This window comes from Pseudonocardia phyllosphaerae, from assembly GCF_046546475.1.
GTDB lineage: Bacteria > Actinomycetota > Actinomycetes > Mycobacteriales > Pseudonocardiaceae > Pseudonocardia > Pseudonocardia phyllosphaerae.
Genome location: NZ_JBKGXS010000001.1, coordinates 597,316 through 620,708 on the forward strand (window position 1 = coordinate 597,316; position 23,393 = coordinate 620,708).

Here is a 23,393-nt window from a genome sequence, read left to right on the forward strand (position 1 = left end):
GGCTCGCCTGGGTCGTTCGTCACACCCCGGGCGACATAGGGTCGGTTGCGACAGCCTGTCGATCACCACCAACGACGGTGGCCGCGCGATCACAGAGGTGACGGATGCTCGACTCCTACCTTCCGCTCGTCCTGCTGTTCGCCCTGGCTGCGCTGTTCGCGGTGGGCTCCGTCGCCGCGGCCCCGCTGGTGGGCCCGCGGCGGTTCAACCGGGCGAAGCTGGACTCCTACGAGTGCGGCATCGAGCCGTCGCCGCAGCCGATCGTCGGCGGCGGGCGCGTCCCGGTCGCGTACTACCTCACGGCGATGTTGTTCATCCTGTTCGACATCGAGCTGGTGTTCATGTACCCGTACGCCGTCGTCGCCGACGCCGTCGGTGTCTTCGGGTTCGTGGCCATCACGCTCTACATCGCCACGATCGCCTTCGCGTACGCCTACGAATGGCGTCGCGGCGGGCTCGAGTGGAGCTGAGGCTTTCATGGGACTCGAGGAGAACCTGCCCAGCGGTGTGCTGCTGACCAGCGTGGAGAAGCTGGTCAACTGGACCCGGAAGTCGTCGCTCTGGCCGGCCACCTTCGGGCTGGCCTGCTGCGCCATCGAGATGATGACCACCGGCGCCCCGCGCTACGACCTCGCCCGGTTCGGCATGGAGGTCTTCCGGGCCTCGCCGCGCCAGGCCGACCTGATGATCGTCGCGGGCCGGGTGAGCAACAAGATGGCCCCGGTCCTGCGCCAGATCTACGACCAGATGCCCGAGCCGCGCTGGGTGCTCGCCATGGGCGTGTGCGCCAGCTCCGGCGGGATGTTCAACAACTACGCGATCGTCCAGGGCGTCGACCACGTCGTTCCGGTCGACATGTACCTGCCCGGCTGCCCGCCGCGGCCGGAGATGCTGATCGACGCGATCCTCAAGATCCACGCCAAGATCTCCGACGAGCCGCTCGGCCCGAAGCGGGCCGCGGAGCTGGCCGAGTCCGGGCACCGGACGCCGATGGTGCCGTCGTCGGTCAAGTTCGCGCCGAAGCACAAGCAGCTCGACGCGCTGAAGAACACCCCGACCGCGGACGTCCCGAACTACCTGGAGCCCGGTGCACAGCCCAAGCCGGCGATGAACGCGCTGGTCGCCGCCGAGGACGTCCACTCCGCCGCCGAGGACGAGACCGGAGCCCGCCGCGCGTCGGACGACCTGCCCTCACTGGCCGACGCCGCCAGGGGAGGTGATTCCCGATGACCCCGCCGAGCAAGTCCACCGGCCCCACGGAGCCGACCGGTACCTCCAAGGACGACGCCGAGCCCACCGGCGGCGCGCACTCGTCGTCGCAGGAGAGCGGAGCCGCGCTGGAGCAGCAGGAGGCCGGGGGCGGCGGCGACGCGCTGTCCGGCACCCGCCCGGCCGCGAAGATCACCGAGACCCGCAGCCGGTCCGGCATGTTCGGCGTGCGCGGCACCGGCGACACCTCCGGCTACGGCGGCCTGCGGCTGCCCGGGCACGCCCCGGCCCCGGCCGAGCGCCCGTTCGGCGGCTGGTTCGACGAGCTCGCCGACGAGCTCGGCGACGCCATGGACGAGCGCGGCATCCCGCGCGCGGCGATCGAGCAGGTCACGATCGACCGCGACGAGATGACCCTCTACGTCGTCCCGGACCAGGTGCTCGCGATCGCCCGCACGCTGCGCGACGATCCGGGCCTGCGGTTCGAGTTCTGCTCGTCGGTCTCGGCGGTGGACTACTCCGCGCCCGACGGCGAGCCGGTCGACCGGCCGCTGCACGTCGTGCTGCACCTGCTGTCGATGACCTACCGGCGCCGGATCCGCGTCGAGGCGGCGCTGGACCTGGAGAACCCGCACGTCGACAGCGTCGTCGAGGTCTACCCGACCGCCGACTGGCACGAGCGCGAGACCTGGGACATGTTCGGGATCGTCTTCGACGGCCACCCCGCGCTCACCCGGATCCTCATGCCCGACGACTGGGACGGCCACCCCCAGCGCAAGAGCTACCCGCTGGGCGGCGTCCCCGTGGAGTACAAGGGCGCGGAGATCCCGCCGCCCGACGAGCGGAGGGCCTACTCGTGACCGACACCCGAGCCGACGAGCCCACCACCACGACAGGCGGCCCCCTCCGCCAGGACCCCTACGCCGCCCCGGAGCGCGAGACCACCGAGGGCACCGTCTACACCGTCACCGGCGGGGACTGGGACACCCTGCTCGAGGCCGAGCACGACGACCGCATCGTGATCAACATGGGGCCGCAGCACCCGTCGACGCACGGGGTGCTGCGCCTGGTGCTGGAGCTGGAGGGCGAGACCGTCACCCAGGGCCGCGCGGTCATCGGCTACCTGCACACCGGCATCGAGAAGAACTGCGAGTACCGCACCTGGACCCAGGGGGTCACGTTCGTGACCCGCGCGGACTACCTGGCGCCGCTGTTCAACGAGGGCGCCTACTGCATGGCCACCGAGAAGCTGCTCGGGATCGAGGTCCCCGAACGGGCCGAGCACATCCGGGTCCTGCTCTGGGAGCTCAACCGGATCGGCTCGCACCTGGTCGCGCTGGCCACCGGCGGCATGGAACTGGGCGCGCTGACCGGCATGACCTCGGGTTTCCGCGAGCGCGAGGAGGTCCTGCACCTGCTGGAGTTCCTCACCGGGCTGCGGATGAACCACGCGTTCTTCCGGCCCGGCGGTCTCGCCCAGGACCTGCCGGAGGGCTGGCAGGAACGCGTCCGCGAGTTCCTCGGCGTCATGAACACCCGGCTGCCCGACTACGACCGCCTGCTCACCGGGCAGCCGATCTGGAAGCAGCGGCTGCAGGGCATCGGCTACCTGCCCGTCGACGGCTGCCTGGCGCTCGGCGCGTCCGGGCCGATCCTGCGCTCGGCCGGGCTGGCCTGGGACCTGCGCAAGCACATGCCGTACTCGGTCTACGACCAGTACGACTTCGAGGTCCCGACCGCGACCGAGGGCGACTGCTACGCCCGCTACCAGCTGCGCGTCGCGGAGATCCACGAGTCGCTGAAGCTCATGACCCAGGCCATGGCGAAGCTCGACGAGATCGGGCCGGGCCGGGTCATGGTCGACGACCCGAAGGTCGCCTGGCCGGCGCAGCTGTCCATCGGCAGCGACGGCATGGGCAACTCCCTCGAGCACGTCCGCAAGATCATGGGTCAGTCGATGGAGTCGCTGATCCACCACTTCAAGCTGGTCACCGAGGGCTTCCACGTCCCGCCGGGGCAGGCCTACGCGGCCGTCGAGTCCCCGCGCGGGGAGCTGTCGGTGCACGCGGTCTCCGACGGCGGCACCCGCCCGGTGCGCGTCCACCTGCGCGACCCCAGCTTCGTGAACCTGCAGTCCATGCCGGCGATGAGCGAGGGCGGCCAGGTCGCGGACGTCATCGCGGCCGTCGCCTCCATCGACCCCGTGATGGGAGGGTGCGACCGATGACGCTCCCGGGTGGCAATCCCGAGACGAACTCCCGCGTCCCCGCGGTGCCTGCCGAGCCGGACTTCTCCGCCGGGGTCCCCGCGCAGCCCTCGCCCGTGCCCGTCGAGTTCGACGAGCTCACCCGGCAGCGGTCGAAGGAGATCATCGCGCTGTACCCGGAGCCGCGGTCGGCGCTGCTGCCGCTGCTGCACCTGGTGCAGTCGGTGGAGGGCCACGTCAGCGAGGACGGGATCCGCTACTGCGCGGAGGTCCTGGAGCTGACCACGGCCGAGGTCTCCGCGGTGGCGACGTTCTACACGATGTACAAGCGCCGCCCGTGCGGTGAGCACCTGGTCAGCGTGTGCACGAACACGCTGTGTGCGGCGCTCGGCGGCGACGCCATCTACGAGCGGGTGGGCAGGCTGCTCGGCTCCGAGGGCCGTCCGCTGGGGCACGAGGAGACCGTCGGCGAGCCCGGCACACCCGGCTCGCTCACCCTCGAGCACGCCGAGTGCCTGGCCGCGTGCGACCTCGGCCCGGTGCTGCAGGTCGACTACGAGTACTTCGACAACCAGACCGTCGACTCCGCGGTGGAGCTGGTCGAGGCGCTGCGCCGCGGCGAGCGCCCGCAGCCCACCCGCGGCGCCCCGCTCACCGACTTCCGCAGCGCGGAGCTGGAACTGGCCGGGTTCACCGACGACGCGTCCGAGGTCGATACCACCGCCCGCGTCGAGGGCCCGTCGAGCGCGGTCGAGACCGTCCGCGGTGCCCGGATGGCCGAGGAGAACGGGTGGACCGCACCCGAGCTGCCTGCCACGCCGCCGCCGATGCCCGCGCCACCGGAGAAGAAGTGATCACATGACCTCTCCCGAGAACGCGAACCCCGAGGCCGGCGAGCCGGTGCGCAAACCGGACCCGGTCACGCCGGTGCTCACCCGGCGCTGGCTCGCGCCGCGCTCCTGGTCGATCGACGCCTACGAGCGCGACGGCGGCTACGCCTCGCTGCGCACCGCGTTCGCCGCACAGCCCGACCAGCTCATCCAGCTGGTCAAGGACTCCGGCCTGCGCGGCCGCGGCGGCGCGGGGTTCCCGACCGGCATGAAGTGGGGTTTCATCCCGCAGGACGACGGCAGCGGGTCCGGCCCCGGCGCCAAGCCGAAGTACCTGGTCGTCAACGCCGACGAGGGCGAGCCCGGTACCTGCAAGGACATCCCGACGATGATGGCCGACCCGCACAGCCTCATCGAGGGCTGCATCGTCACCAGCTACGCGATCCGCGCGCACTTCTGCGCGATCTACGTCCGCGGCGAGGCGCTGCACTGCATCCGCCGGCTGCGGGCCGCGGTCCGCGAGGCCAAGGAGCGCGGCTACCTCGGCCGCGACATCCTCGGCTCCGGCTTCGACCTGGAGATCGTCGTGCACGCCGGGGCGGGCGCCTACATCTGCGGCGAGGAGACGGCTCTGCTGGACTCGCTGGAGGGCCGGCGCGGCCAGCCGCGGCTCAAGCCGCCGTTCCCGGCCACGGCCGGGCTCTACGCCTGCCCGACCGTGGTCAACAACGTCGAGACCATCGCGTCGGTGCCGTTCATCGTGCAGGGCGGCTCGGACTGGTTCCGCACGATGGGCCGGGAGAAGTCGCCCGGGCCGAAGATCTACTCGATCTCCGGGCACGTCGAGCGGCCGGGCCAGTACGAGGCCCCGCTGGGCACCACGCTGCGCGAGCTCCTGGAGCTGGCCGGCGGGATGAAGGACGGCGGCACCCTCAAGTTCTGGACCCCCGGCGGCTCGTCGACGCCGTTGTTCACCGCCGAGCACCTCGACGTCCCGCTGGACTTCGAGGGCGCCGCCGAGGCCGGCTCGATGCTGGGGACGACCGCGGTGCAGGTCTTCGACGACACCGTGTCGGTGCCGTGGGCGGTCATGAAGTGGACCGAGTTCTACGAGCACGAGAGCTGCGGCAAGTGCACCCCCTGCCGGGAGGGCACGTACTGGCTGGCCCAGGTGCTGCAGCGGATGGTGCGCGGCGAGGGGACCTCGCAGGACGTCGACACCCTCGTCGACGTCTGCGACAACATCCTCGGCCGCTCGTTCTGCGCACTCGGTGACGGCGCCACCAGCCCGATCACCAGCGGCATCAAGTACTTCCGCCAGGAGTTCCTGGACCTCGTCGCGGCCCAGCCCGACGTGGCCCACCCGGACCAGCTGGCCGACGCCGAGCTCACGGGAGCCTCCGCATGACGCTCACCCCCGAGAAGAACACGACCGACGAGACCCCGGTCCCCGAGGGCCACGTCCGCCTCACGATCGACGGCCAGGTCGTCGACGCGCCCAAGGGCGAGCTGCTCATCCGTACCTGCGAGCGGCTCGGGATCGTCATCCCGCGGTTCTGCGACCACCCGCTGCTCGACCCGGCCGGTGCCTGCCGGCAGTGCCTGGTCGAGGTCGAGATGGGCGGGCGGCCGATGCCGAAGCCGCAGGCCAGCTGCACGATGACCGTCGCAGACGGCATGGTCGTGAAGACCCAGCACACCTCCGCGCGCGCCGACAAGGCGCAGCAGGGCGTGATGGAGCTGCTGCTGGTCAACCACCCGCTGGACTGTCCGGTCTGCGACAAGGGCGGTGAGTGCCCGCTGCAGAACCAGGCGATGGCGCACGGCCGCCCGGACTCGCGGTTCCTGGAGGAGAAGCGGACCTTCCCGAAGCCGCTGCCGATCTCCACCCAGGTCCTGCTGGACCGGGAGCGCTGTGTGCTCTGCCAGCGCTGCACCCGGTTCTCCGACGAGATCGCAGGCGACCGGTTCATCGACCTGCTCGAGCGCGGCGCGCACCAGCAGATCGGGATCGCCGAGGACCAGCCGTTCCAGTCCTACTTCTCGGGCAACACCATCCAGATCTGCCCGGTGGGTGCGCTGACCAGTGCGGCGTACCGGTTCCGGTCGCGCCCGTTCGACCTGCGCTCGACGCCCGGGACGTGTGAGCACTGCAGCTCCGGCTGCGACCTGCGCACCGACTCCCGCCGCGGCACCGTGCTGCGCCGTCTCGCGGGCAACGACCCCGAGGTCAACGAGGAGTGGCTGTGCGACAAGGGCCGCTTCGCGTTCCGCTATCTCGCCAGCCGCGGCCGGATCACCCGCCCGATGGTCCGCGGCGCCGACGGGGTGCTGGCCGAGGCGTCCTGGACCGACGCGTTGCGGATCGCCGCCGAGGGCCTGCTCGCCGCCCGGGACGCCCGCGGGATCGGGGTACTGCCCGGCGGCCGGCTGACCGTCGAGGACGCCTACGCCTACGCCAAGTTCGCCCGCGTCGTCGCCCGCACCAACGACGTCGACTTCCGGGCCCGCCCGCACGACGACGAGGAGCTGGACTTCCTCGCCGCGCACGTCGTCGGCACCACGCCCGAGGACGGCGTCACCTTCACCGGCCTCGAGGACGCCCCGGCGGTGCTCACCGTCGGCACCGAGCCCGAGGAGGAGGCCGGGATCGTGTTCCTGCGGCTGCGCAAGGCGTGGCGCAAGAAGGGCATGCGGCACTTCCAGGTCGGGCCGTTCACCACGGTCGGCGCGCAGAAGACCGGCGCGACGCTGTTGCACGCGGTGCCCGGGGCCGAGGCCGCCGTCGTCGCCGACCCGGGCGACGAGGTGCTCGACGCGCTGGCGCAGCCGGGCGCGGTGATCCTGGTCGGCGACCACGCGGCGCAGTCACCGGGGCTGTACTCGGCGGCGTCGGCGCTGGCGCAGCGGACCGGGGCGACGCTCGGCTGGCTGCCGCGCCGCGCCGGTGACCGCGGCGCGGTCGAGGCCGGTGCGTTGCCCACACTGCTGCCCGGCGGCCGCCCGGTCACCGACGCCGCGGCCCGCGCCGAGGTCGAGCGCGTCTGGGGCCTGGAGGAGGGCGCGCTGCCCGGCCGCCCCGGCCGCGCCGGCGACGCGATCCTCGCCGCCGCCGCGCGCGGAGAGCTGTCCGCGCTGGTCGTCGGCGGCGTGGACCCGCAGGACATGGCCGACCCGCGGTCCGCGCTGACCGCGCTGCGCGACGTCGGCTTCCTGGTCAGCCTGGAGATCCACGAGAGCGCGGTGACCGAGCTCGCCGACGTCGTCCTCCCGGTCGCGCCGGACGCCCAGCGGGCAGGCAGCTACCTCAACTGGGAGGGCCGCCGCCGGAGCTTCGGCATCGCGCTGGACGCGACCGGGGTGCTGCCGGACTGCCGGGTGCTCGACACGCTCGGCGTCGAGATGGACGCGGACCTGTTCACCCAGACCCCGGCGGCCGCCGCGGGGGAGCTGGAGCGGCTCGGCACCCGCCGCCCGGACGCCGCAGCGCCGGCCGTCCCGGCGGGCACGGCCCGGCGTCCCGGCTACGGCCAGGCGGTGCTCGCGACGTCGCGCAGACTGATCGACGACGCCAGCCTGATGATCGACGAGCCGGCGCTGGAGGGCACCGCGCGCCGCCCGTACGTCACGGTCAACGCGGCCACCGCGGAGCGGCTCGGCCTGGTCGAGGGCGACGACGCGACGGTCCGCACCGACCTCGGGGCGATCACCCTGCAGGTCGCGCTGGCCGACCTGCCCGACGGCGTCGTCTGGCTGCCGGCGCGCTCGCCCGGCTCGCACGTCCGGCCCACGCTCGGGGCGGGCCACGGTGACCTGGTCGGCGTCACGCCGGCCGGAAACGGAAGTGCCCGGTGATGTTCCCGCTGCAGGACCCCCCGGTGCCGGTCGAGGGGCTCACCCACACCCAGCAGCTGCTGGCCGACGACCCGATCTGGCTGGTCCTGATCAAGGTCGTCGGGCTGTTCGGCCTGGGCGTCGTGCTGACCCTGTTCATGATCAACTGGGAGCGCAAGGTCGTCGGCCGGATGCAGCACCGCCCGGGCCCGAACCGGACCGGCCCCGGCGGCTGGCTGCAGAGCCTCGCCGACGGCCTCAAGCTGGCGTTCAAGGAAGACATCATGCCGGCGATGGCCGACAAGAAGGTCTACTTCATCGCCCCGGTGATCTCGACGATCCCGGCGTTCGTGGCCTTCTCGGTGATCCCGTTCGGCGGCGAGGTGACGATCTTCGGTGAGCGCACCGTGCTGCAGCTCGTGGACCTGCCGGTCGGTGTGCTCGTGGTGCTGGCCTGCTCCTCGATCGGGGTCTACGGCATCGTGCTCGGCGGCTGGGCGTCCGGCTCGCCGTACTCGCTGATCGGAGCGCTGCGCTCGGCGGCGCAGGTCATCTCCTACGAGATCGCGCTCGGCCTGTCCGTGGTCGGCGTCGTGCTCTACGCGCGCTCGATGTCCACCCGCGACATCGTCGAGTCCCAGGCGGCCGGCTGGTACTTCTGGTTGCTGATCCCCAGCTTCGTGGTCTTCGTGATCTCGATGGTCGGGGAGACCAACCGGGCGCCGTTCGACCTGCCCGAGGCCGAGTCCGAGCTGGTCGGCGGCTTCCACACCGAGTACTCGTCGCTGAAGTTCGCGCTGTTCTTCCTGGCCGAGTACGTGAACATGGTGACCGTCTCGGCGATGGCGGTGACGCTGTTCCTGGGCGGCGGCATGTGGCCGTGGCCGCTGAGCTTCCTCAACGCCTACGGCTGGCTGCAGTTCCTCGCCTTCGTCGTCAAGATCCTGCTGTTCCTGTTCGTCTTCATCTGGCTGCGCGGCACGCTGCCGCGCTTCCGCTACGACCAGTTCATGAAGCTCGGCTGGAAGGTCCTGGTCCCGGTCATGCTGGCCTGGATCGTCGCGATCTTCGGTATCCGGGCGTTCGTCTCCACCGGCGGCAGCAACGTCACGCTGCTGCTGGCACTGATCGGGTTCGCCGTCGCCGTGGTGCTCGCGGTGGCGTTCCTGCTGCCCGACCGGCCGACCGAACCGGCGCCGGTCGAGCCGGCGTCGGACTACCCGGTGCCCCCGCTGGACCTCAAGGTCCCGGACTCGCCCCCGAAGCGTCGGAAGGCCGTGACGGCCGGAAAGGACGCGCAGTAGATGTTCGACTTCTTCAAGGGTTTCGGCGTCACCTTCTCGACGATGTTCAAGAAGGTCGTCACCGAGGAGTACCCGGAGGACTTCCCGCCCGCCGCGCCCCGCTACCACGGCCGCCACCAGCTCAACCGGCATCCCGACGGCCTGGAGAAGTGCGTGGGCTGCGAGCTGTGCGCGTGGGCCTGCCCGGCCGACGCGATCTACGTCGAGGGCGGTGACAACACCGACGAGGCCCGCTACTCGCCGGGTGAGCGCTACGGCGCGATCTACCAGATCAACTACCTGCGGTGCATCGGCTGCGGGCTCTGCATCGAGGCGTGCCCGACCCGGTCGCTGACGATGACGAACTTCTACGAGCTCGCCGACGACAACCGCCAGGACCTGATCTACACCAAGGAGCAGCTGATGGCCCCGCTGCTCCCGGGCATGGAGCAGCCGCCGCACCCGATGCGGCTCGGCGAGAACGAGCAGGACTACTACGTGTCCGGCCCGACCCTGGCGAAGGTCTCGAAGCAGGACGCCACCGGGGAGCAGGTCCGATGAGCGTGCTCGCCCAGGCCGCCGGGGAGGTGGGGGTCGGGGAGGCCGTCGCGTTCTGGATCCTCGGCCCGGTCGCGCTGGCCGGTGCGCTCGGCCTGGTCTTCGCCCGGCACGCGGTGCACGCCGCGCTGCTGCTGGTCCTGACGATGTTCTCGATCGCCGTGCTCTACATGATGCAGACGGCGCCGTTCCTCGGGTTCGTGCAGATCATCGTCTACACCGGCGCGGTGATGATGCTGTTCCTGTTCGTGCTGATGCTGGTCGGGCGGGACTCCAAGGACTCGGTCATCGAGGTGCTGCGCGGCCAGCGGGTCGCGGCGCTGCTGTTCGGCGTCGGGCTGGCGGTGCTGCTCGTCGGGGGTCTCGGCAACGGGCTGTCCCAGGTCGCCCCGGCCGGGCTGGCGAGCGGCGGCCAGGGCGCCAACGGCAACGTCCCCGGCCTCGGCCGGCTGATCTTCACGAACTACCTGCTGGCATTCGAGCTGACCGCGGCGCTGCTGATGGTGGCCGCGCTCGGCGCGATGGTGCTGACCTCGGCGCAGTCGCCGCAGCACGCGAAGCTGAGCCAGCGCGAGACCGTGCTGCGCCGGCTGCGCGGCGAGCACGCCCGCGTCTCGCCGCTGCCCGGCCCCGGCGTCTACGCCACGGCCAACTCGGTCGCCGTCCCGGCGCTGCTGCCGGACGGCTCGGTGGCCCCGGAGTCCCTGGCCGAGATCATCGAGTCGGTGGCGGTCGACGTCCCCGACACCACCACTCCCGACGCGCACTCGCTGACCGGCCGCCCGGCCCCCGACCGGACGATCGACGCAGGCGAGCCGAGCGCCACCGGCGGCCACGGGTCGCCCGGTGACGACGCGGGGGAGCGGCGATGAGCCCCGACTACTACCTGCTGCTGTCGGCGCTGCTGTTCAGCATCGGCGCGGTCGGCGTCCTCGTGCGGCGCAACGCCGTCGTGGTGTTCATGTGCATCGAGCTGATGCTGAACGCGGTGAACCTGTCGCTGGTGACGTTCTCCCGCATCCACGGCGAGCTCAACGGCCAGGTCATGGCGCTGTTCGTGATGGTCGTCGCCGCCTGCGAGGTGGTCGTCGGGCTCGCGATCATCACCGCGATCTTCCGCACCCGGCAGTCGTCCTCCGTGGACGACGCGAACCTGCTGAAGTACTAGGAGCGCACAACGGTGTCCCAGCTCCCCCTCACCCTCGCCCCGGCCGCACTCGCCCAGGGCCCTGCGCCGGCCTCCGGTGCCGCGTCGCTGGCCTGGCTGCTGGTCGCGCTGCCCGCGGCAGGCGCGCTCGTGCTGTTCGTCGCCGGCCGGAGGGCCGACCGGTGGGGCCACTGGCTCGGCGTCGCGACCGTGCTCGCCGCGTTCGTGGTCGGGCTGACGGTCTTCGTCGAGACCCTCGGGCTCGCCCCCGGTGCCCGGACCCGTGAGCTGAAGCTCTGGGAGTGGATCTCCTCGGGCCCGCTGTCGGTCGACTTCGGTCTGCGGCTCGACCCGCTGTCGCTGACGTTCGTCCTGCTCATCACCGGCGTCGGCGCACTGATCCACATCTACTCCGTGGGCTACATGAGCCACGACCCGCACCGGCGCCGGTTCTTCGCGGAGCTGAACCTGTTCGTCGCGGCGATGCTGGTGCTGGTCCTCGGCGACAACTTCGTGATGCTCTACCTCGGTTGGGAGGGCGTCGGCCTGGCGTCCTACCTGCTGATCGGGTTCTTCCAGGACCGGCCGGCTGCGGCGACCGCGGCGAAGAAGGCGTTCCTGATGAACCGGGTCGGCGACGTCGGCCTGGCGATCGCGATCTTCCTGATCTGGCTGAACCTGGGGACGCTGAGCTACTCCGAGGTGTTCGCCCGGATCGGCGAGGTCCCCTCCGGCACCGTCCTGGCGATCACCCTGCTGCTCCTGCTCGGTGCCTGCGGCAAGTCCGGCCAGTTCCCGCTGCAGGCCTGGCTCCCGGACGCGATGGAGGGCCCGACCCCGGTGTCGGCGCTGATCCACGCGGCCACGATGGTCACCGCGGGGGTCTACCTGATCGCCCGGTCCTCCCCGGTCTACGACCTGTCCGAGACCGGGCGCCTGGTCGTCGCGCTGATCGGGACGGTGACGCTGCTGCTCGGTGCGGTCATCGGCTGCGCCTACGACGACATCAAGAAGGTGCTCGCCTACTCCACGGTGAGCCAGATCGGTTACATGATCCTCGCCGTCGGGCTCGGTCCGGCCGGCTACGCGATCGCGATCCTGCACCTGCTCACGCACGGCTTCTTCAAGGCAGGCCTGTTCCTCGGCGCCGGCTCGGTCATGCACGCCATGAACGACGACGTCGACATGCGCCGCTTCGGCGGCCTGTGGCGGAAGATGCCGATCACCTTCGTGACGTTCGGCCTGGGCTACCTGGCGCTGATCGGCTTCCCGTTCCTGTCCGGGTACTTCTCCAAGGACGCGATCATCGAGGCCGCGTTCGGCCAGGAGGGCTGGCGCGGCTGGCTCTTCGGCGGGGCGGCGGCGGTCGCGGCCGGGCTCACCGCGTTCTACATGACCCGTCTGATGATCATGACGTTCTTCGGCGAGGCCCGGTGGAAGAACGTCCCGTCCACCGACGGCCGCGAGTACCACCCGCACGAGTCCCCGGTCACCATGACCGCCCCGATGATCGTGCTGGCGTTCGGCTCGGTGTTCGCAGGCGGGCTGCTGGCCGGGGTGCTGCCCGGCTGGCTGGCGCCGTCGCTCGGCGAGCGGCTCGAGCCCGAGGGCGGGGTGCTGCCGCACGCGCTGGTGCCCTGGCTGGTGGTCGCGCTGTCCGCGCTCGGCGTCGTGCTCGCGGTGCTGCTGGTCGGGCGGAAATCGGTGCCGGTCGAGCGCCCGCAGCGGGTGTCGCCGGTGGTCGCCGCGGCCCGGGCGGACCTGGGCGCCAACCGGTTCAACGAGGCGTTCATCGAGCGGCCCGGCCTGGTGCTCACCCGCTTCCTGACCTTCTTCGACGACCGCGGGGTCGACGGCGTCGTCAACGGCGTCGCCACCGGTTTCGGCGGCTCGTCGGGCCGGTTGCGCCGGCTGCAGACCGGGTTCGTCCGGTCCTACGCACTCTCCATGCTGGGCGGCGCGGTCGTCGTCGTCGCCGCGATGCTGGCCGTGAGGTTCGCCTGATGTCCCCTGCGTTCGTCCCCGACTCGGGCGGCAACCCGTTGCTGCTCTTCCTGGTGCTGCTGCCCGCCCTCGGCGCGGGCGCGCTGTACCCGCTGCGGCACAACGCGTCGCTGGCCAAGGTCGTCGGCATGGCCGTCGCGCTGGCCGAGCTGGTGCTCGTCGTCGTCGCCTGGGCGCTGTACTCCACGCCCGCGGCGCAGGGCGGCACCCGCTTCCAGCTCGAGTTCTCGGTGCCGTGGATCCCCGCGTTCGGCACGCACCTGGCGTTCGGCGTGGACGGGATCGCGCTGGTGCTGATCGGGCTCACCGCGTTCCTGGTGCCGATCCTGATGCTCGCCGCGTGGGGCGAGCGGCTGCCCGAGGGCCGCTCGGTCGCCGGGTTCCTGGGCCTGCTGCTGGCCGCCGAGGCGACGCTGATGGGCGTCTTCGGCGCCACCGACGTCTTCCTGTTCTACGTCTTCTTCGAGGCGATGCTCATCCCGATGTACTTCCTGATCGGTCGCTTCGGCGGGCCGCGACGGCAGTACGCGGCGGTGAAGTTCTTCCTGTACTCGCTGCTCGGCGGGCTGATCATGCTGGCGTCGCTGATCGGGCTGTACGTGAGCAGCGCCGCGCAGCTGGGGTACGGCACGTTCACCTGGGCCGAGCTGCAGTCGATCGCGGCGGGGACGCCGTCGTCGACCCAGATCTGGCTGTTCCTCGGGTTCTTCGTCGCATTCGCGATCAAGGCGCCGCTGGTGCCGTTCCACACCTGGCTGCCCGACGCAGGCTCCGAGGCGCCCGTGGTGGCCGCGGTGCTGCTCGTCGGTGTGCTGGACAAGGTCGGTACCTACGGCTTCCTGCGCTACTGCCTGCCGCTGTTCCCGGAGGCGTCGCGGACGCTGGCGCCGCTGGTGCTGGTCCTGGCCGTCGCCGGGGTGCTCTACGCGGCGCTGCTGGCCGTCGGTCAGACCGACATGGGCCGCTTCGTGGCCTACACCTCGGTGGCGCACTTCGGCTTCATCGGGCTGGGAATCTTCGCGTTCTCCACCCAGTCGCTGGCCGGTGCCGCGCTGTACATGGTCAACCACGGCCTCTCGACCGGGATGCTGTTCCTGCTGGTCGGGATGCTGATCGCGCGGGGCGGGTCGCGCCGGATCGCCGACTACGGCGGCGTCGCCGCGCTCGCGCCGGTGCTGGCGGGCTGCCTGCTCGTCGCCGGGATGAGCTCGCTGGCGCTGCCCGGCACGAACTCGTTCGTCTCGGAGTTCCTGGTGCTGGTCGGGTCGTTCCCCAACCGGCCGGTGTTCACGATCGTCGCGACCGTCGGGATCATCCTCGCCGCGCTCTACGTGCTCTGGTTCTACCAGCGCACGATGCAGGGCCCGGTCCGCGGCGACGCCGTGCTGGGCGCGCTGGAGCGCGGCGGTGCAGGCGGCCCGGGCGCGATGGCCGACCCCGGTGTCGTCGCGGCGAAACCCGCGGCCCGCACCGGGTTCCCGGACCTCTCCGCCCGCGAGATCGGCGTCCTCGCGCCGCTGATCGTCGCGATCCTGGTGCTGGGCTTCTACCCGGCGCCGCTGCTCGACCTGATCGACCCGTCGGTGACGGCGACGATGCACGAGGTCGGCCTGGCCGACCCGGTGCCCGCTGGAGGGATCGTCCGATGAGCACTCCGGTGCAGGTGCCGCCGATCGACATGCCCCCGATCGACTGGGGGGCGACCGCCCCGCTGTGGATCGTGTTCGCCGGGGCGTGCGTGTCGGTGCTGATCGAGGCGTTCCTGCCGCGCCACCAGCGCTGGCCGGTCCAGGTGGTGTGGACGCTGTTCACCATGGTCGTCGCGCTGCTCGCCCTGGCCGGCCGGGCGCTGGCCGGTCCGGCCGCGGTGACCACGTTCGGCGGGGCGCTCGTCGTCGACGTCCCGGCGCTGTTCCTGTGGGGCACGCTGCTGGTGCTGGCGATCCCGTCGATGCTGATGCTGGCCGACCGCTCGGTGGAGCCGGGCGGGGTGTTCGTCGCCTCGGCCGTCGAGCGGGCCGCGGCCCGCACCGGCGGCGGGGGCTCCGGCGCGGTGCCCGAGCACGTCGACCGGTCCTACGGCCTGCCCGGCCAGGCGCCGACGATGCAGACCGAGCCGTTCCCGTTCGTGCTGTTCGCGCTCGGCGGGATGATGGCGTTCGTCGCCTCCGGCGACCTGCTGACGATGTTCATCGCGCTCGAGGTCCTGTCGCTGCCGCTGTACCTGATGTGCGGGCTCGCCCGGCGCCGGCGGCTGCTGTCCCAGGAGGCGGCGGTCAAGTACTTCCTGCTGGGCGCGTTCGCCTCGGCGTTCTTCCTCTACGGCATCGCCCTGCTCTACGGCTACGCCGGCTCGATCCGGCTGGCGGACATCGCCTCGGCCACGGCCGGGACGCCGGTGTCGGACACGCTGCTGTTCGCCGGGCTGGCGCTGCTGCTCGTCGGGCTGCTGTTCAAGGGGTCGGTCGGCCCGTTCCACACCTGGACCCCGGACGTCTACCAGGGTGCCCCCACGCCGGTGACGGCGTTCATGGCGGCCTGTACGAAGGTCGCGGCGTTCGGCGCGATCGGCCGCGTGCTCTACGTGGCGTTCGGCAGCACGCACTGGGAATGGCGCGGCGTGCTGTGGGTGGTCGCGATCGCGTCGATGGTCATCGGCGCGGTGCTGGGGCTGACCCAGACCGACGTGAAGCGGATGATCGCGTACTCCTCGATCGCGCACGCCGGCTTCCTGCTTCTCGGTGCGATGTCGATCACACCGCAGGGCACCGCAGGGATGATCTTCTACCTGCTGGCCTACGGCTTCACGACGATCGCGGTGTTCGGCATCGTCTCGCTGGTGCGCGGCGCCGACGGCGAGGTGTCGGACATGGCGGCCTGGGCCGGTCTGGCGAAGCGCTCGCCGGTGGTCGCCGGGGTGATGACGTTCCTGCTGCTCGCGCTGGCCGGTATCCCGCTGACCAGCGGTTTCACCGCGAAGTTCGCGGTGTTCTCGGCCGCGTCGGCGGACGGGATGGCCCCGCTGGTGGTGATCGCGCTGGTGGCCTCGGCGGTGGCCGCGTTCTTCTACCTGCGGCTGGTCGTGCTCATGTACTTCCGGGAGCCCGAGGAGGGCGGACCGACCGTCGCGGTGCCCGGCGCGTTCACCACGGTGGCCATCACGCTGGGCACCGTGGCGACCCTTCTGCTGGGGATTCTTCCCACACCCGTCCTCGAATGGGCCGCCAGCGGCGCGTTCGCCGGCTGACGTTCGTAGGCTGTGGGGGTGGAGACACAGAGTGTGGCCGGGGTGCGGATGGCCGATCCGGGGCTGGCCGAGGCCACGGCGGACGGACTGAAGCGGGTCGAGGACCTTCTGCACCGCGAGGTGCACAGCGACTACGAGTTCGTCACCGAGACCTCGATGCACCTGATCGACGCGGGCGGGAAGCGGTTCCGTCCGCTGTTCACGCTGCTCGCGGCACAGGTCGGGCCGCATCCCGAGCGGGACGACGTGATCACCGCGGCCGCCGTGGTGGAGCTGATCCACCTGGCGACGCTGTACCACGACGACGTCATGGACGAGGCCGCGATGCGCCGCGGCGCGGAGTCGGCGAACTCCCGCTGGGACAACTCGGTCGCGATCCTCACCGGGGACTTCCTGTTCGCGCACGCGTCGCGGCTGGTGGCCGACCTGGGGCCGGACGCCGTCCGGATCGTCGCCGAGACCTTCGCGGCGCTGGTGACCGGTCAGATGCGTGAGACCCGCGGGCCGAAGCCGGGTGACGACGCGGTGGAGCACTACCTGCGGGTGGTGGGGGAGAAGACGGGTTCGCTGATCGCGACGTCCGGCCGCTACGGCGGCATGTTCTCCGGCGCCACCGACGAGCAGGTCGAGGCGCTGCGGCGGTTCGGTGACCTGATCGGGACCGCGTTCCAGATCTCCGACGACATCATCGACATCGCCTCGCCCGCGGACGACTCGGGCAAGACCCCGGGCACCGACCTGCGCGAGGGCGTGCACACGCTGCCGATGCTCTATGCGCTGCGCGACGCCGACGACTCCGCCGAGGCCCGCCGGCTGCGGGACCTGCTCGCCGCACCGATCACCGACGACGCCGAGGTCGCCGAGGCCCTGGACCTGCTGCGTTCCGGCAACGGGCTGGTTCAGGCCCGCGAGACCGTCGCCGGGTACGCCGACCGGGCCCGCGCCGAGCTCGACGTGCTGCCGGCCTGCCCGGCGATCGACGCGCTGCGGACGCTGACGGACTACACCGTCGAACGGGTGGGCTGAGCCCCGCGTCGCGGTTCCCGGAGGTGTACGCCTCCGATCCGTGATATCACCCACGGCGACGGGAGTGACCGTCGCCGACGGTCGCCGGGGGTGGCGTCCGGGTCCCGACCCGGGCGGACGGAGGTCCGGACATGAGCTGGGTATGGCTGCTGGCGATCATCCTGGTGCTGGTCGTACTGGTGCTGGTGGTGCTGCTCGTCCTGCGGTCGCGCCGGAAGCGCGCGGCGCAGGAGGCCCCCGCGCAGGACGGCGTGGCTCAGGGCGGAGCGGCACAGGCCGGCCCGGCGCAGGGTGGTGCCGCACAGGACAGTGCTGTGCAGGGCAGTGCGGCACAGGGCGGGGCGGTGCAGGACCGGGCCGGTCGGAACGACGGCGCGTGGCCGCGGTCGGTGGACCGCCCCGACGCCGGTGGCCGGGGTACCGAGGGTGCCTCGGACGACCCGCGGGTCGCCGGGACCGGGACGCACGTGCCTGCATCGCCCGGGGACACCACGACGGGGTCCGGCCGGTCCGGCGCCGCGACCGCGGGTGGGGTCGCCGCGGGCGGCGTCGCTGCCGCGGGAGTCGCCGGAGCCGCGTACGCGGCCGGGGACCGGGCCACTGATCGGGACTCCTCCGGTCAGGGAGCACCCGGAACCGGTGTCTCCGGTCCGGGGGAGCGCGATGTGCCCGCCGACCGTGGTGAGGCGCCCTACGGCACGGCACCCGGGGACCAGGGGAGCGGTGGCCGCTACGGCACCGCGCACGGTCTGCCCGACGCGGCCGGCACCCGTACCGATCGCGGACCGGCCGGCACGACGCCGACCGGAACCGGCACCGCCGTCCCGGGATCGCCCGGCGTCGGGGCGACCGGCGCCCGGTCGACCGACACCAGCGGCACCGTGTCCACGGGGAGCGGGCCCACCGGTACCGGATCCGTCGGAACCGCGGGAACCGGAACCGCGGGAACCGGGCCCACCGCCGGCACGACCGCAGGCACCGGCGCACCGGCCGGCGGCGGCGAGCAGGGCAGGACCGCGGACCGGGCCGCGGACCGCGGCTCGTCCACCGGCACGGCGGCGGTGGCGGGCGCAGCGGGCGCGGCGGGTCTCGCCGCCGGGCGCTCCGGCACCGCGAGACCCGACTCCACCGGCACGCGGGACACCACCGGTTCGCGCGACGAGACCGGTTCGCGTGACGTGCCCGGTCCGCGCGACGCGGCCGGTTCGCGCGACGCGGCCGGGCCGCGCGACACGGCCGGAACGTCGGACCCCTCCGGTGGGAGCGGCCGGCACGCGCTGCGCGGCGACGAGCCCGGCGCAGCGCCCGGAACCACGCAGTCCGGAACCACGCAGTCCGGCGCCACGCAGACCGATGACCCCGGGATCGTCCCGGCACGTCCGGCGGGCCCGTCCGACGACGTCAAGACCCCGCCGAGCGGCCTCCCGGTCCGCAAGCCCGGTGAGTTCCGGAGGGGACCGGCAGGCGCCACGACCCCCGGCGGCGGCGCGGTCGGCCCCGACGACGCCACCCCGCCCGGCGGGATCCCGCTGTTCGAGAAGCCCGGGACCGCCGGGTCCGGCACGTCCGGTGAGTCCCGGAGCGGGACCGGCACACCCGGTGAGTCCGGAGCGGGTACGGCCGCGGCGGCCGCCGGTGGAGCCGCCGCTGGCGGTTCGGCTCTCGCCGCGCTGGACTCCGGCCTCGTCGGCCCGGCCGGTCCGGCGGATCGCCAGGCGCCGTCGTCGACGACCGGTGGTCGGCGCAGCCCCACGACGTCCGGTCCCGACGAGCGTCCGACCACGGCTCCGGGCACCCCGTACGGGGCCGGCGCATCCGGTCCCGGGACCGCGGCCCAGCCGGGTTCCGCGACCGCGCCCGGCACCCCCTACGGCGAAGGAGCGACCGCGCCCGGCACCCCCTACGGCGAAGGAGCAGCCGGAGCCGGGACCACCCCGCCGCGAGACACCGGAACCGGGACGGCGAGCGGCCCCGGAACCGCCAGCGGTGCCGTGTCCGGAACGGGTGCCGACACGACCGCGACTCAGTCCCCGTCGGCCCAGTCCTCGTCGGCCCGGTCCTCGTCGGCCCGGTCCTCGTCGACTCAGCCCTCGTCGGCCCAGCCCTCGTCGGCTCAGTCCTCGTCGACTGGAGCCCCGTCGACGGCCGACGACACGCGTTCCGGCGCCACGTCGTCCTCCGGAACGGCTGCAGCACTCGGTACCGCAGCCGTCGGCGGTGCCGCGGTCGCCGGGGCCGCTGCGGCCGGTCGGACGTCCGGCGAGACGAGCACTGCCGGCACGGCCGGAACCGGGGCCACCGGCACCGGCACCGGTGACAAGAAGACCGGCGAGACGAGCGCAGGCGAGAAGAACACCGGCGAGAAGAGCGCCGGCGAGAAGAGCGCCGGCGAGAAGAGCGCTGCTGAGAAGAGCGCTGCTGAGAGGAGCGCAGGCGGGACGGACGCCGCACCGCAGGACACGGGCGTCACGCCCGGCGGAACGACCCCGGTCTCGACCGGGCAGGCCCCGGGGCCGATCCTGGCGGCCGGCACCACCCCGGCCGGGCAGGGCACCCCGGCCAGCACCGGCCCGTACCCCGGGTCCGTGGTCGCGCTGGAGGCGACCCCGCCGGCGTCGCACCCGGTGAAGGTCAACAGCGACTCGGGGCGCTTCCACACCGCGGACTCGCCGTACTACGTCCGTACCCGCGCCGACCTCTACTTCACCGACGCCGACGCGGCCACGAAGGCCGGGTTCACGTCCTGGAAGGAACGGCCGGGCGCCCGCACCCGCTGATCGCGTCTCCGAGGGGCACGTGGGAGCTGCCGGCGTACGCCCGGACAGCTCGCATGTGCCCCTCGACGCGTGCAGGGGCGCCGGAGACGCTTCAGCTGCTGAGGTAGTTCCGGGGCAGGGGTGCCCCGCGAACCCGCCCGAGCCGCCGCCGGACGTCACGCGGCGCCGCCGGCCCGTGGCTCGAGCGCTAGACGATGGTCCAGGTGTCCGGGCCGTTGAGCAGCGCCTGCAGGTCGGCGTCCGGACGCGCGTCCTTCGCCTCCTGCACCTGGGCGCGCACCGCGTCGTCGTAGGTCGTGCGCGGCACGTCCCGGAACACCCCGGTGACGGTGTGCTGCAGGTCCTGGTCCGAGAGCCGCGACAGCGCGAACGACAGCTCCAGGTCCTTCGCGTCGTGCACGACGATCTCCGACGGGTCCACCGACGCGGTGTCGACGACCTTCAGCCCGAACCCGTCCCGGACGACGGCGTGCGAGCCCCGGCCGTCGGAGTCCTCGGCGCCGAAGGTGATGGGCTCGCCGTCGACGACCGGGATGAGGCGGTTCTCGTTCTCGCCCTTGCGGAGCACGTCGAAGCTGCCGTCGTTGAAGATCGGGCAGTCCTGGAAGATCTCGACCAGCGCCGACCCGCGGTGCTCGGCCGCGGCCTGCAGCACCGACTGCAGGCTCTTGCGGTCCGAGTCCAGCGCCCGCCCGACGAAGCTCGCCTCGGCGCCCAGTGCCAGCGAGATCGGGTTGAACGGGTGGTCCAGCGACCCCATCGGCGTCGACTTGGTGACCTTCCCGACCTCCGACGTCGGCGAGTACTGGCCCTTCGTCAGCCCGTAGATCCGGTTGTTGAACAGCAGGATCGTCATATTGACGTTGCGGCGCAGCGCGTGGATCAGGTGGTTGCCGCCGATGGAGAGCGCGTCGCCGTCACCGGTCACGACCCAGACCGAGAGGTCCGGACGCGTGGTCGCCAGCCCGGTCGCGATCGTCGGCGCACGCCCGTGGATGGAGTGCATGCCGTAGGTGTCGAGGTAGTACGGGAACCGCGAGCTGCAGCCGATCCCGGAGACGAAGACGGTGTTCTCCCGCTTGATCCCCAGGGTCGGCAGGAACTGGCGCACGGCGGCCAGCACCGCGTAGTCACCGCAGCCCGGGCACCAGCGGACCTCCTGGTCGGAGGTGAAGTCCTTGGCGGTCTGCTTGGCGTCGGTGGTGGGGACGCCCTCCAGACCGCCGATCGACGGCAGCCCCAGCTCGGTCGCGCTCATGCCTGCGCTCCAGTCGTCTCCGTGGTGGCTCCGAGCCCGGCGCGGGACTCGGGATGGTTGCCCGACAGGTAGTCGAGGAACACGTCCTGCAGCTCCTCGGCCCCGAACGGCAGTCCGGCCACCTTGGTGTAGCTCTTCACGTCCACGAGGTGCTCGCCGCGCAGCAGCAGCGCCAGCTGCCCGAGGTTCATCTCCGGGCACAGCACGGTGGGATAGCCGCGCAGCACCTCGCCGAGGTTCGCCGGCATCGGCTTGAGGTTGCGCAGGTGCACGGTCGCCACCGAGTGCCCCAGCGCGCGGACGCGGCGGGCCGCGGCGTTGATCGGTCCGTACGTCGACCCCCACCCGACGACGAGCAGCTCGGCGTCGCCGTCCGGGTCGTCGACGACGACGTCCGGCACCTCGATCCCGTCGATCTTCGCCTCGCGCAGCCGGACCATCCGGTCGTGGTTGTCCGGGTCGTAGGAGATCGCGCCGCGCCCGTCGGCCTTCTCCAGCCCGCCGACCCGGTGCTCCAGCCCCGGCGTGCCGGGCAGCGCCCACGGCCGCGCCAGGGTCTCGGGGTCGCGCAGATAGGGCCAGAAGTCGCCGGAGCCATCGGGGGCGTTGGGCTCGGTCGCGAAACCGGGGTCGACGGTCGGCAGCGTGTCGACGTCGGGGATCTTCCACGGCTCGGAGCCGTTCGCCAGCGCGCCGTCGGAGAGCAGCATGACCGGCGTCCGGTAGCGCACCGCCATCGCCGCGGCCTCGACGGCGGCGATGAAGCAGTCCCCTGGCGTGCACGGCGCGATCACCGGCAGCGGGGCCTCGCCGTTGCGCCCGTGCAGCGCCTGCAGCAGGTCGGCCTGCTCGGTCTTGGTCGGCAGCCCGGTGGACGGGCCGCCGCGCTGCACGTCGATGACCAGCAACGGGAGCTCGAGGGCGACCGCCAGCCCGATGGTCTCGGTCTTGAGCGAGATGCCGGGCCCGGACGTCGTCGTCACACCGAGGGCACCGCCGAACGCGGCACCCAGCGCGGCGCCGACGCCGGAGATCTCGTCCTCGGCCTGGAACGTCGTCACACCGAACGCCTTGTGCTTGGACAGCTCGTGCAGGATGTCCGACGCCGGGGTGATCGGGTAGCTGCCCAGGAACACCGGCAGCCCGGTGCTGCGGCCCGCGGCGACGATGCCGTACGCGAGCGCGGTGTTGCCGGTGATCTGCCGGTAGGTGCCCGGGTCGAGCCGGGCCGGCGCGACCTCGTAGGTGACGGCGAAGGCCTCGGTCGTCTCGCCGTAGGCGTGCCCGGCGCGGAACGCCAGGATGTTGGCCTCGGCGATGTCGGGCTTCTTCGCGAACTTCTCGCGCAGGAACCGCTCCGTCGACTCCGACGGCCGGTGGTACATCCAGGACAGCAGCCCGAGCGCGAACATGTTCTTCGCCCGCTCCGCGTCCTTCTTCGACAGCCCCGTCTCCTCCAGCGCCCCGCGGGTCAGCGTCGACATCGCCACGCCGTGCAGCGCGTAGGCGTCGAGCGAGTCGTCCTCCAGCGGGTTCGACTCGTAGCCGACCTTGGCCAGGTTCCGCTTGGTGAACTCGTCGGTGTTGACGATCAGGACGCCGCCGTGCGGCAGGTCGGCGATGTTGGCCTTGAGCGCGGCCGGGTTCATCGCGACCAGCACGTCCGGCCGGTCGCCGGGGGTCAGGATGTCGTAGTTCGCGAAGTGCAGCTGGAACGAGCTGACCCCGGGCAGCGTCCCGGCGGGGGCCCGGATCTCGGCGGGGAAGTTCGGCAGCGTCGACAGGTCGTTGCCGAAGTTCGCGGTCTCGGAGGTGAAGCGGTCGCCGGTGAGCTGCATGCCGTCGCCGGAGTCCCCGGCGAACCGGATGACCACCCGGTCCCGCTGGACGACCTCGGAGTCGCGTGCCTCGACGGGGGTGTCACTGGTCGTCATCGGCAGGTCTGTCCCCACGTTCGTCGACTTCTCGGGTGATACCCGAGGCTAACCCTCGGTGGACGGCCGTGCCGGGGAGC

General features: G+C 72.3%; 18 protein-coding genes. 16 read left to right on the forward strand and 2 right to left on the reverse strand.

Going from position 1 to position 23,393, the window contains the following annotated elements; translation table 11 throughout:
- Positions 1-104: 104 nt before the first annotated feature.
- The 16 genes from ACLE50_RS02800 to ACLE50_RS02875 all read left to right on the forward strand — a co-directional run bounded on the left by ACLE50_RS02800 (position 105) and on the right by ACLE50_RS02875 (position 20,121).
- Entirely contained in the window at positions 105-470 is a 366-nt protein-coding gene (locus tag ACLE50_RS02800) for an NADH-quinone oxidoreductase subunit A (protein WP_410941746.1), read from the forward strand.
- 7 nt (positions 471-477) lie between these two features.
- Positions 478-1,230: a NuoB/complex I 20 kDa subunit family protein gene (locus tag ACLE50_RS02805; protein ID WP_410941747.1), complete on the forward strand. Its 753-nt coding sequence runs from the start codon at positions 478-480 to the stop codon at positions 1,228-1,230.
- On the forward strand, positions 1,227-2,069 hold the full coding sequence (locus ACLE50_RS02810) for an NADH-quinone oxidoreductase subunit C (RefSeq protein WP_410941748.1): 843 nt from the start codon (positions 1,227-1,229) through the stop codon (positions 2,067-2,069). Before ACLE50_RS02805 ends, ACLE50_RS02810 begins: the two co-directional genes overlap by 4 nt.
- Positions 2,066-3,436, forward strand: a complete 1,371-nt coding sequence (locus ACLE50_RS02815) for an NADH-quinone oxidoreductase subunit D (protein WP_410941749.1) — start codon at positions 2,066-2,068, stop codon at positions 3,434-3,436. The genes ACLE50_RS02810 and ACLE50_RS02815 overlap by 4 nt, the downstream gene beginning before the upstream one ends.
- Positions 3,433-4,269, forward strand: coding sequence for an NADH-quinone oxidoreductase subunit NuoE (gene nuoE / locus ACLE50_RS02820; protein ID WP_410941750.1), 837 nt, complete (start codon positions 3,433-3,435; stop codon positions 4,267-4,269). The genes ACLE50_RS02815 and nuoE overlap by 4 nt, the downstream gene beginning before the upstream one ends.
- 4 nt (positions 4,270-4,273) lie before the next feature.
- Positions 4,274-5,653, forward strand: a complete 1,380-nt coding sequence (gene nuoF / locus ACLE50_RS02825; RefSeq protein ID WP_410941751.1) for an NADH-quinone oxidoreductase subunit NuoF — start codon at positions 4,274-4,276, stop codon at positions 5,651-5,653.
- Entirely contained in the window at positions 5,650-8,100 is a 2,451-nt protein-coding gene (locus ACLE50_RS02830) for an NADH-quinone oxidoreductase subunit G (protein WP_410941752.1), read from the forward strand. The genes nuoF and ACLE50_RS02830 overlap by 4 nt, the downstream gene beginning before the upstream one ends.
- Positions 8,100-9,383, forward strand: coding sequence for an NADH-quinone oxidoreductase subunit NuoH (gene nuoH / locus ACLE50_RS02835; RefSeq protein WP_410942252.1), 1,284 nt, complete (start codon positions 8,100-8,102; stop codon positions 9,381-9,383). The genes ACLE50_RS02830 and nuoH overlap by 1 nt, the downstream gene beginning before the upstream one ends.
- Complete coding sequence (gene nuoI, locus ACLE50_RS02840; protein ID WP_410941753.1) at positions 9,384-9,923, forward strand: NADH-quinone oxidoreductase subunit NuoI; 540 nt, start codon at positions 9,384-9,386, stop codon at positions 9,921-9,923.
- A complete protein-coding gene (locus tag ACLE50_RS02845) occupies positions 9,920-10,792 on the forward strand; it encodes an NADH-quinone oxidoreductase subunit J (protein WP_410941754.1) in 873 nt (290 codons plus the stop codon). Before nuoI ends, ACLE50_RS02845 begins: the two co-directional genes overlap by 4 nt.
- Positions 10,789-11,088 carry an NADH-quinone oxidoreductase subunit NuoK gene (nuoK, locus tag ACLE50_RS02850; protein WP_410941755.1) on the forward strand — a complete coding sequence of 100 codons (300 nt, stop codon included), beginning with the start codon at positions 10,789-10,791 and terminating at the stop codon, positions 11,086-11,088. Before ACLE50_RS02845 ends, nuoK begins: the two co-directional genes overlap by 4 nt.
- 87 nt (positions 11,089-11,175) lie before the next feature.
- Positions 11,176-13,071: an NADH-quinone oxidoreductase subunit L gene (gene nuoL, locus ACLE50_RS02855; protein WP_410942253.1), complete on the forward strand. Its 1,896-nt coding sequence runs from the start codon at positions 11,176-11,178 to the stop codon at positions 13,069-13,071.
- Complete coding sequence (locus ACLE50_RS02860) at positions 13,071-14,720, forward strand: NADH-quinone oxidoreductase subunit M (protein ID WP_410941756.1); 1,650 nt, start codon at positions 13,071-13,073, stop codon at positions 14,718-14,720. Before nuoL ends, ACLE50_RS02860 begins: the two co-directional genes overlap by 1 nt.
- On the forward strand, positions 14,717-16,318 hold the full coding sequence (nuoN, locus tag ACLE50_RS02865; RefSeq protein ID WP_410941757.1) for an NADH-quinone oxidoreductase subunit NuoN: 1,602 nt from the start codon (positions 14,717-14,719) through the stop codon (positions 16,316-16,318). Before ACLE50_RS02860 ends, nuoN begins: the two co-directional genes overlap by 4 nt.
- Before the next feature lie 48 nt (positions 16,319-16,366).
- On the forward strand, positions 16,367-17,344 hold the full coding sequence (locus ACLE50_RS02870; protein ID WP_410942254.1) for a polyprenyl synthetase family protein: 978 nt from the start codon (positions 16,367-16,369) through the stop codon (positions 17,342-17,344).
- Positions 17,345-17,475: 131 nt separating this feature from the next.
- Entirely contained in the window at positions 17,476-20,121 is a 2,646-nt protein-coding gene (locus ACLE50_RS02875; protein ID WP_410941758.1) for a sunset domain-containing protein, read from the forward strand.
- Between the two features lie 187 nt (positions 20,122-20,308).
- Here the strand turns inward: ACLE50_RS02875 and ACLE50_RS02880 are convergent, their stop codons facing one another.
- Positions 20,309-21,379, reverse strand: coding sequence for a 2-oxoacid:ferredoxin oxidoreductase subunit beta (locus tag ACLE50_RS02880; RefSeq protein ID WP_410941759.1), 1,071 nt, complete (start codon positions 21,377-21,379; stop codon positions 20,309-20,311).
- Entirely contained in the window at positions 21,376-23,313 is a 1,938-nt protein-coding gene (locus tag ACLE50_RS02885; protein WP_410941760.1) for a 2-oxoacid:acceptor oxidoreductase subunit alpha, read from the reverse strand. The genes ACLE50_RS02880 and ACLE50_RS02885 overlap by 4 nt, the downstream gene beginning before the upstream one ends.
- Positions 23,314-23,393: the final 80 nt, after the last annotated feature.

Bases quoted from the DNA above. Each gene is read 5' to 3' on its own strand.
- ACLE50_RS02800 (WP_410941746.1), top strand. From the start codon at position 105: ATGCTCGACTCCTACCTTCCGCTCGTCCTGCTGTTCGCCCTGGCTGCG.
- ACLE50_RS02805 (WP_410941747.1), top strand. From the start codon at position 478: ATGGGACTCGAGGAGAACCTGCCCAGCGGTGTGCTGCTGACCAGCGTG.
- ACLE50_RS02810 (WP_410941748.1), top strand. From the start codon at position 1,227: ATGACCCCGCCGAGCAAGTCCACCGGCCCCACGGAGCCGACCGGTACC.
- nuoE (WP_410941750.1), top strand. From the start codon at position 3,433: ATGACGCTCCCGGGTGGCAATCCCGAGACGAACTCCCGCGTCCCCGCG.
- nuoF (WP_410941751.1), top strand. From the start codon at position 4,274: ATGACCTCTCCCGAGAACGCGAACCCCGAGGCCGGCGAGCCGGTGCGC.
- ACLE50_RS02830 (WP_410941752.1), top strand. From the start codon at position 5,650: ATGACGCTCACCCCCGAGAAGAACACGACCGACGAGACCCCGGTCCCC.
- nuoH (WP_410942252.1), top strand. From the start codon at position 8,100: ATGTTCCCGCTGCAGGACCCCCCGGTGCCGGTCGAGGGGCTCACCCAC.
- nuoI (WP_410941753.1), top strand. From the start codon at position 9,384: ATGTTCGACTTCTTCAAGGGTTTCGGCGTCACCTTCTCGACGATGTTC.
- ACLE50_RS02845 (WP_410941754.1), top strand. From the start codon at position 9,920: ATGAGCGTGCTCGCCCAGGCCGCCGGGGAGGTGGGGGTCGGGGAGGCC.
- nuoK (WP_410941755.1), top strand. From the start codon at position 10,789: ATGAGCCCCGACTACTACCTGCTGCTGTCGGCGCTGCTGTTCAGCATC.
- ACLE50_RS02860 (WP_410941756.1), top strand. From the start codon at position 13,071: ATGTCCCCTGCGTTCGTCCCCGACTCGGGCGGCAACCCGTTGCTGCTC.
- nuoN (WP_410941757.1), top strand. From the start codon at position 14,717: ATGAGCACTCCGGTGCAGGTGCCGCCGATCGACATGCCCCCGATCGAC.
- ACLE50_RS02870 (WP_410942254.1), top strand. From the start codon at position 16,367: ATGGCCGATCCGGGGCTGGCCGAGGCCACGGCGGACGGACTGAAGCGG.
- ACLE50_RS02875 (WP_410941758.1), top strand. From the start codon at position 17,476: ATGAGCTGGGTATGGCTGCTGGCGATCATCCTGGTGCTGGTCGTACTG.
- ACLE50_RS02880 (WP_410941759.1), bottom strand. From the start codon at position 21,379: ATGAGCGCGACCGAGCTGGGGCTGCCGTCGATCGGCGGTCTGGAGGGC.
- ACLE50_RS02885 (WP_410941760.1), bottom strand. From the start codon at position 23,313: ATGACGACCAGTGACACCCCCGTCGAGGCACGCGACTCCGAGGTCGTC.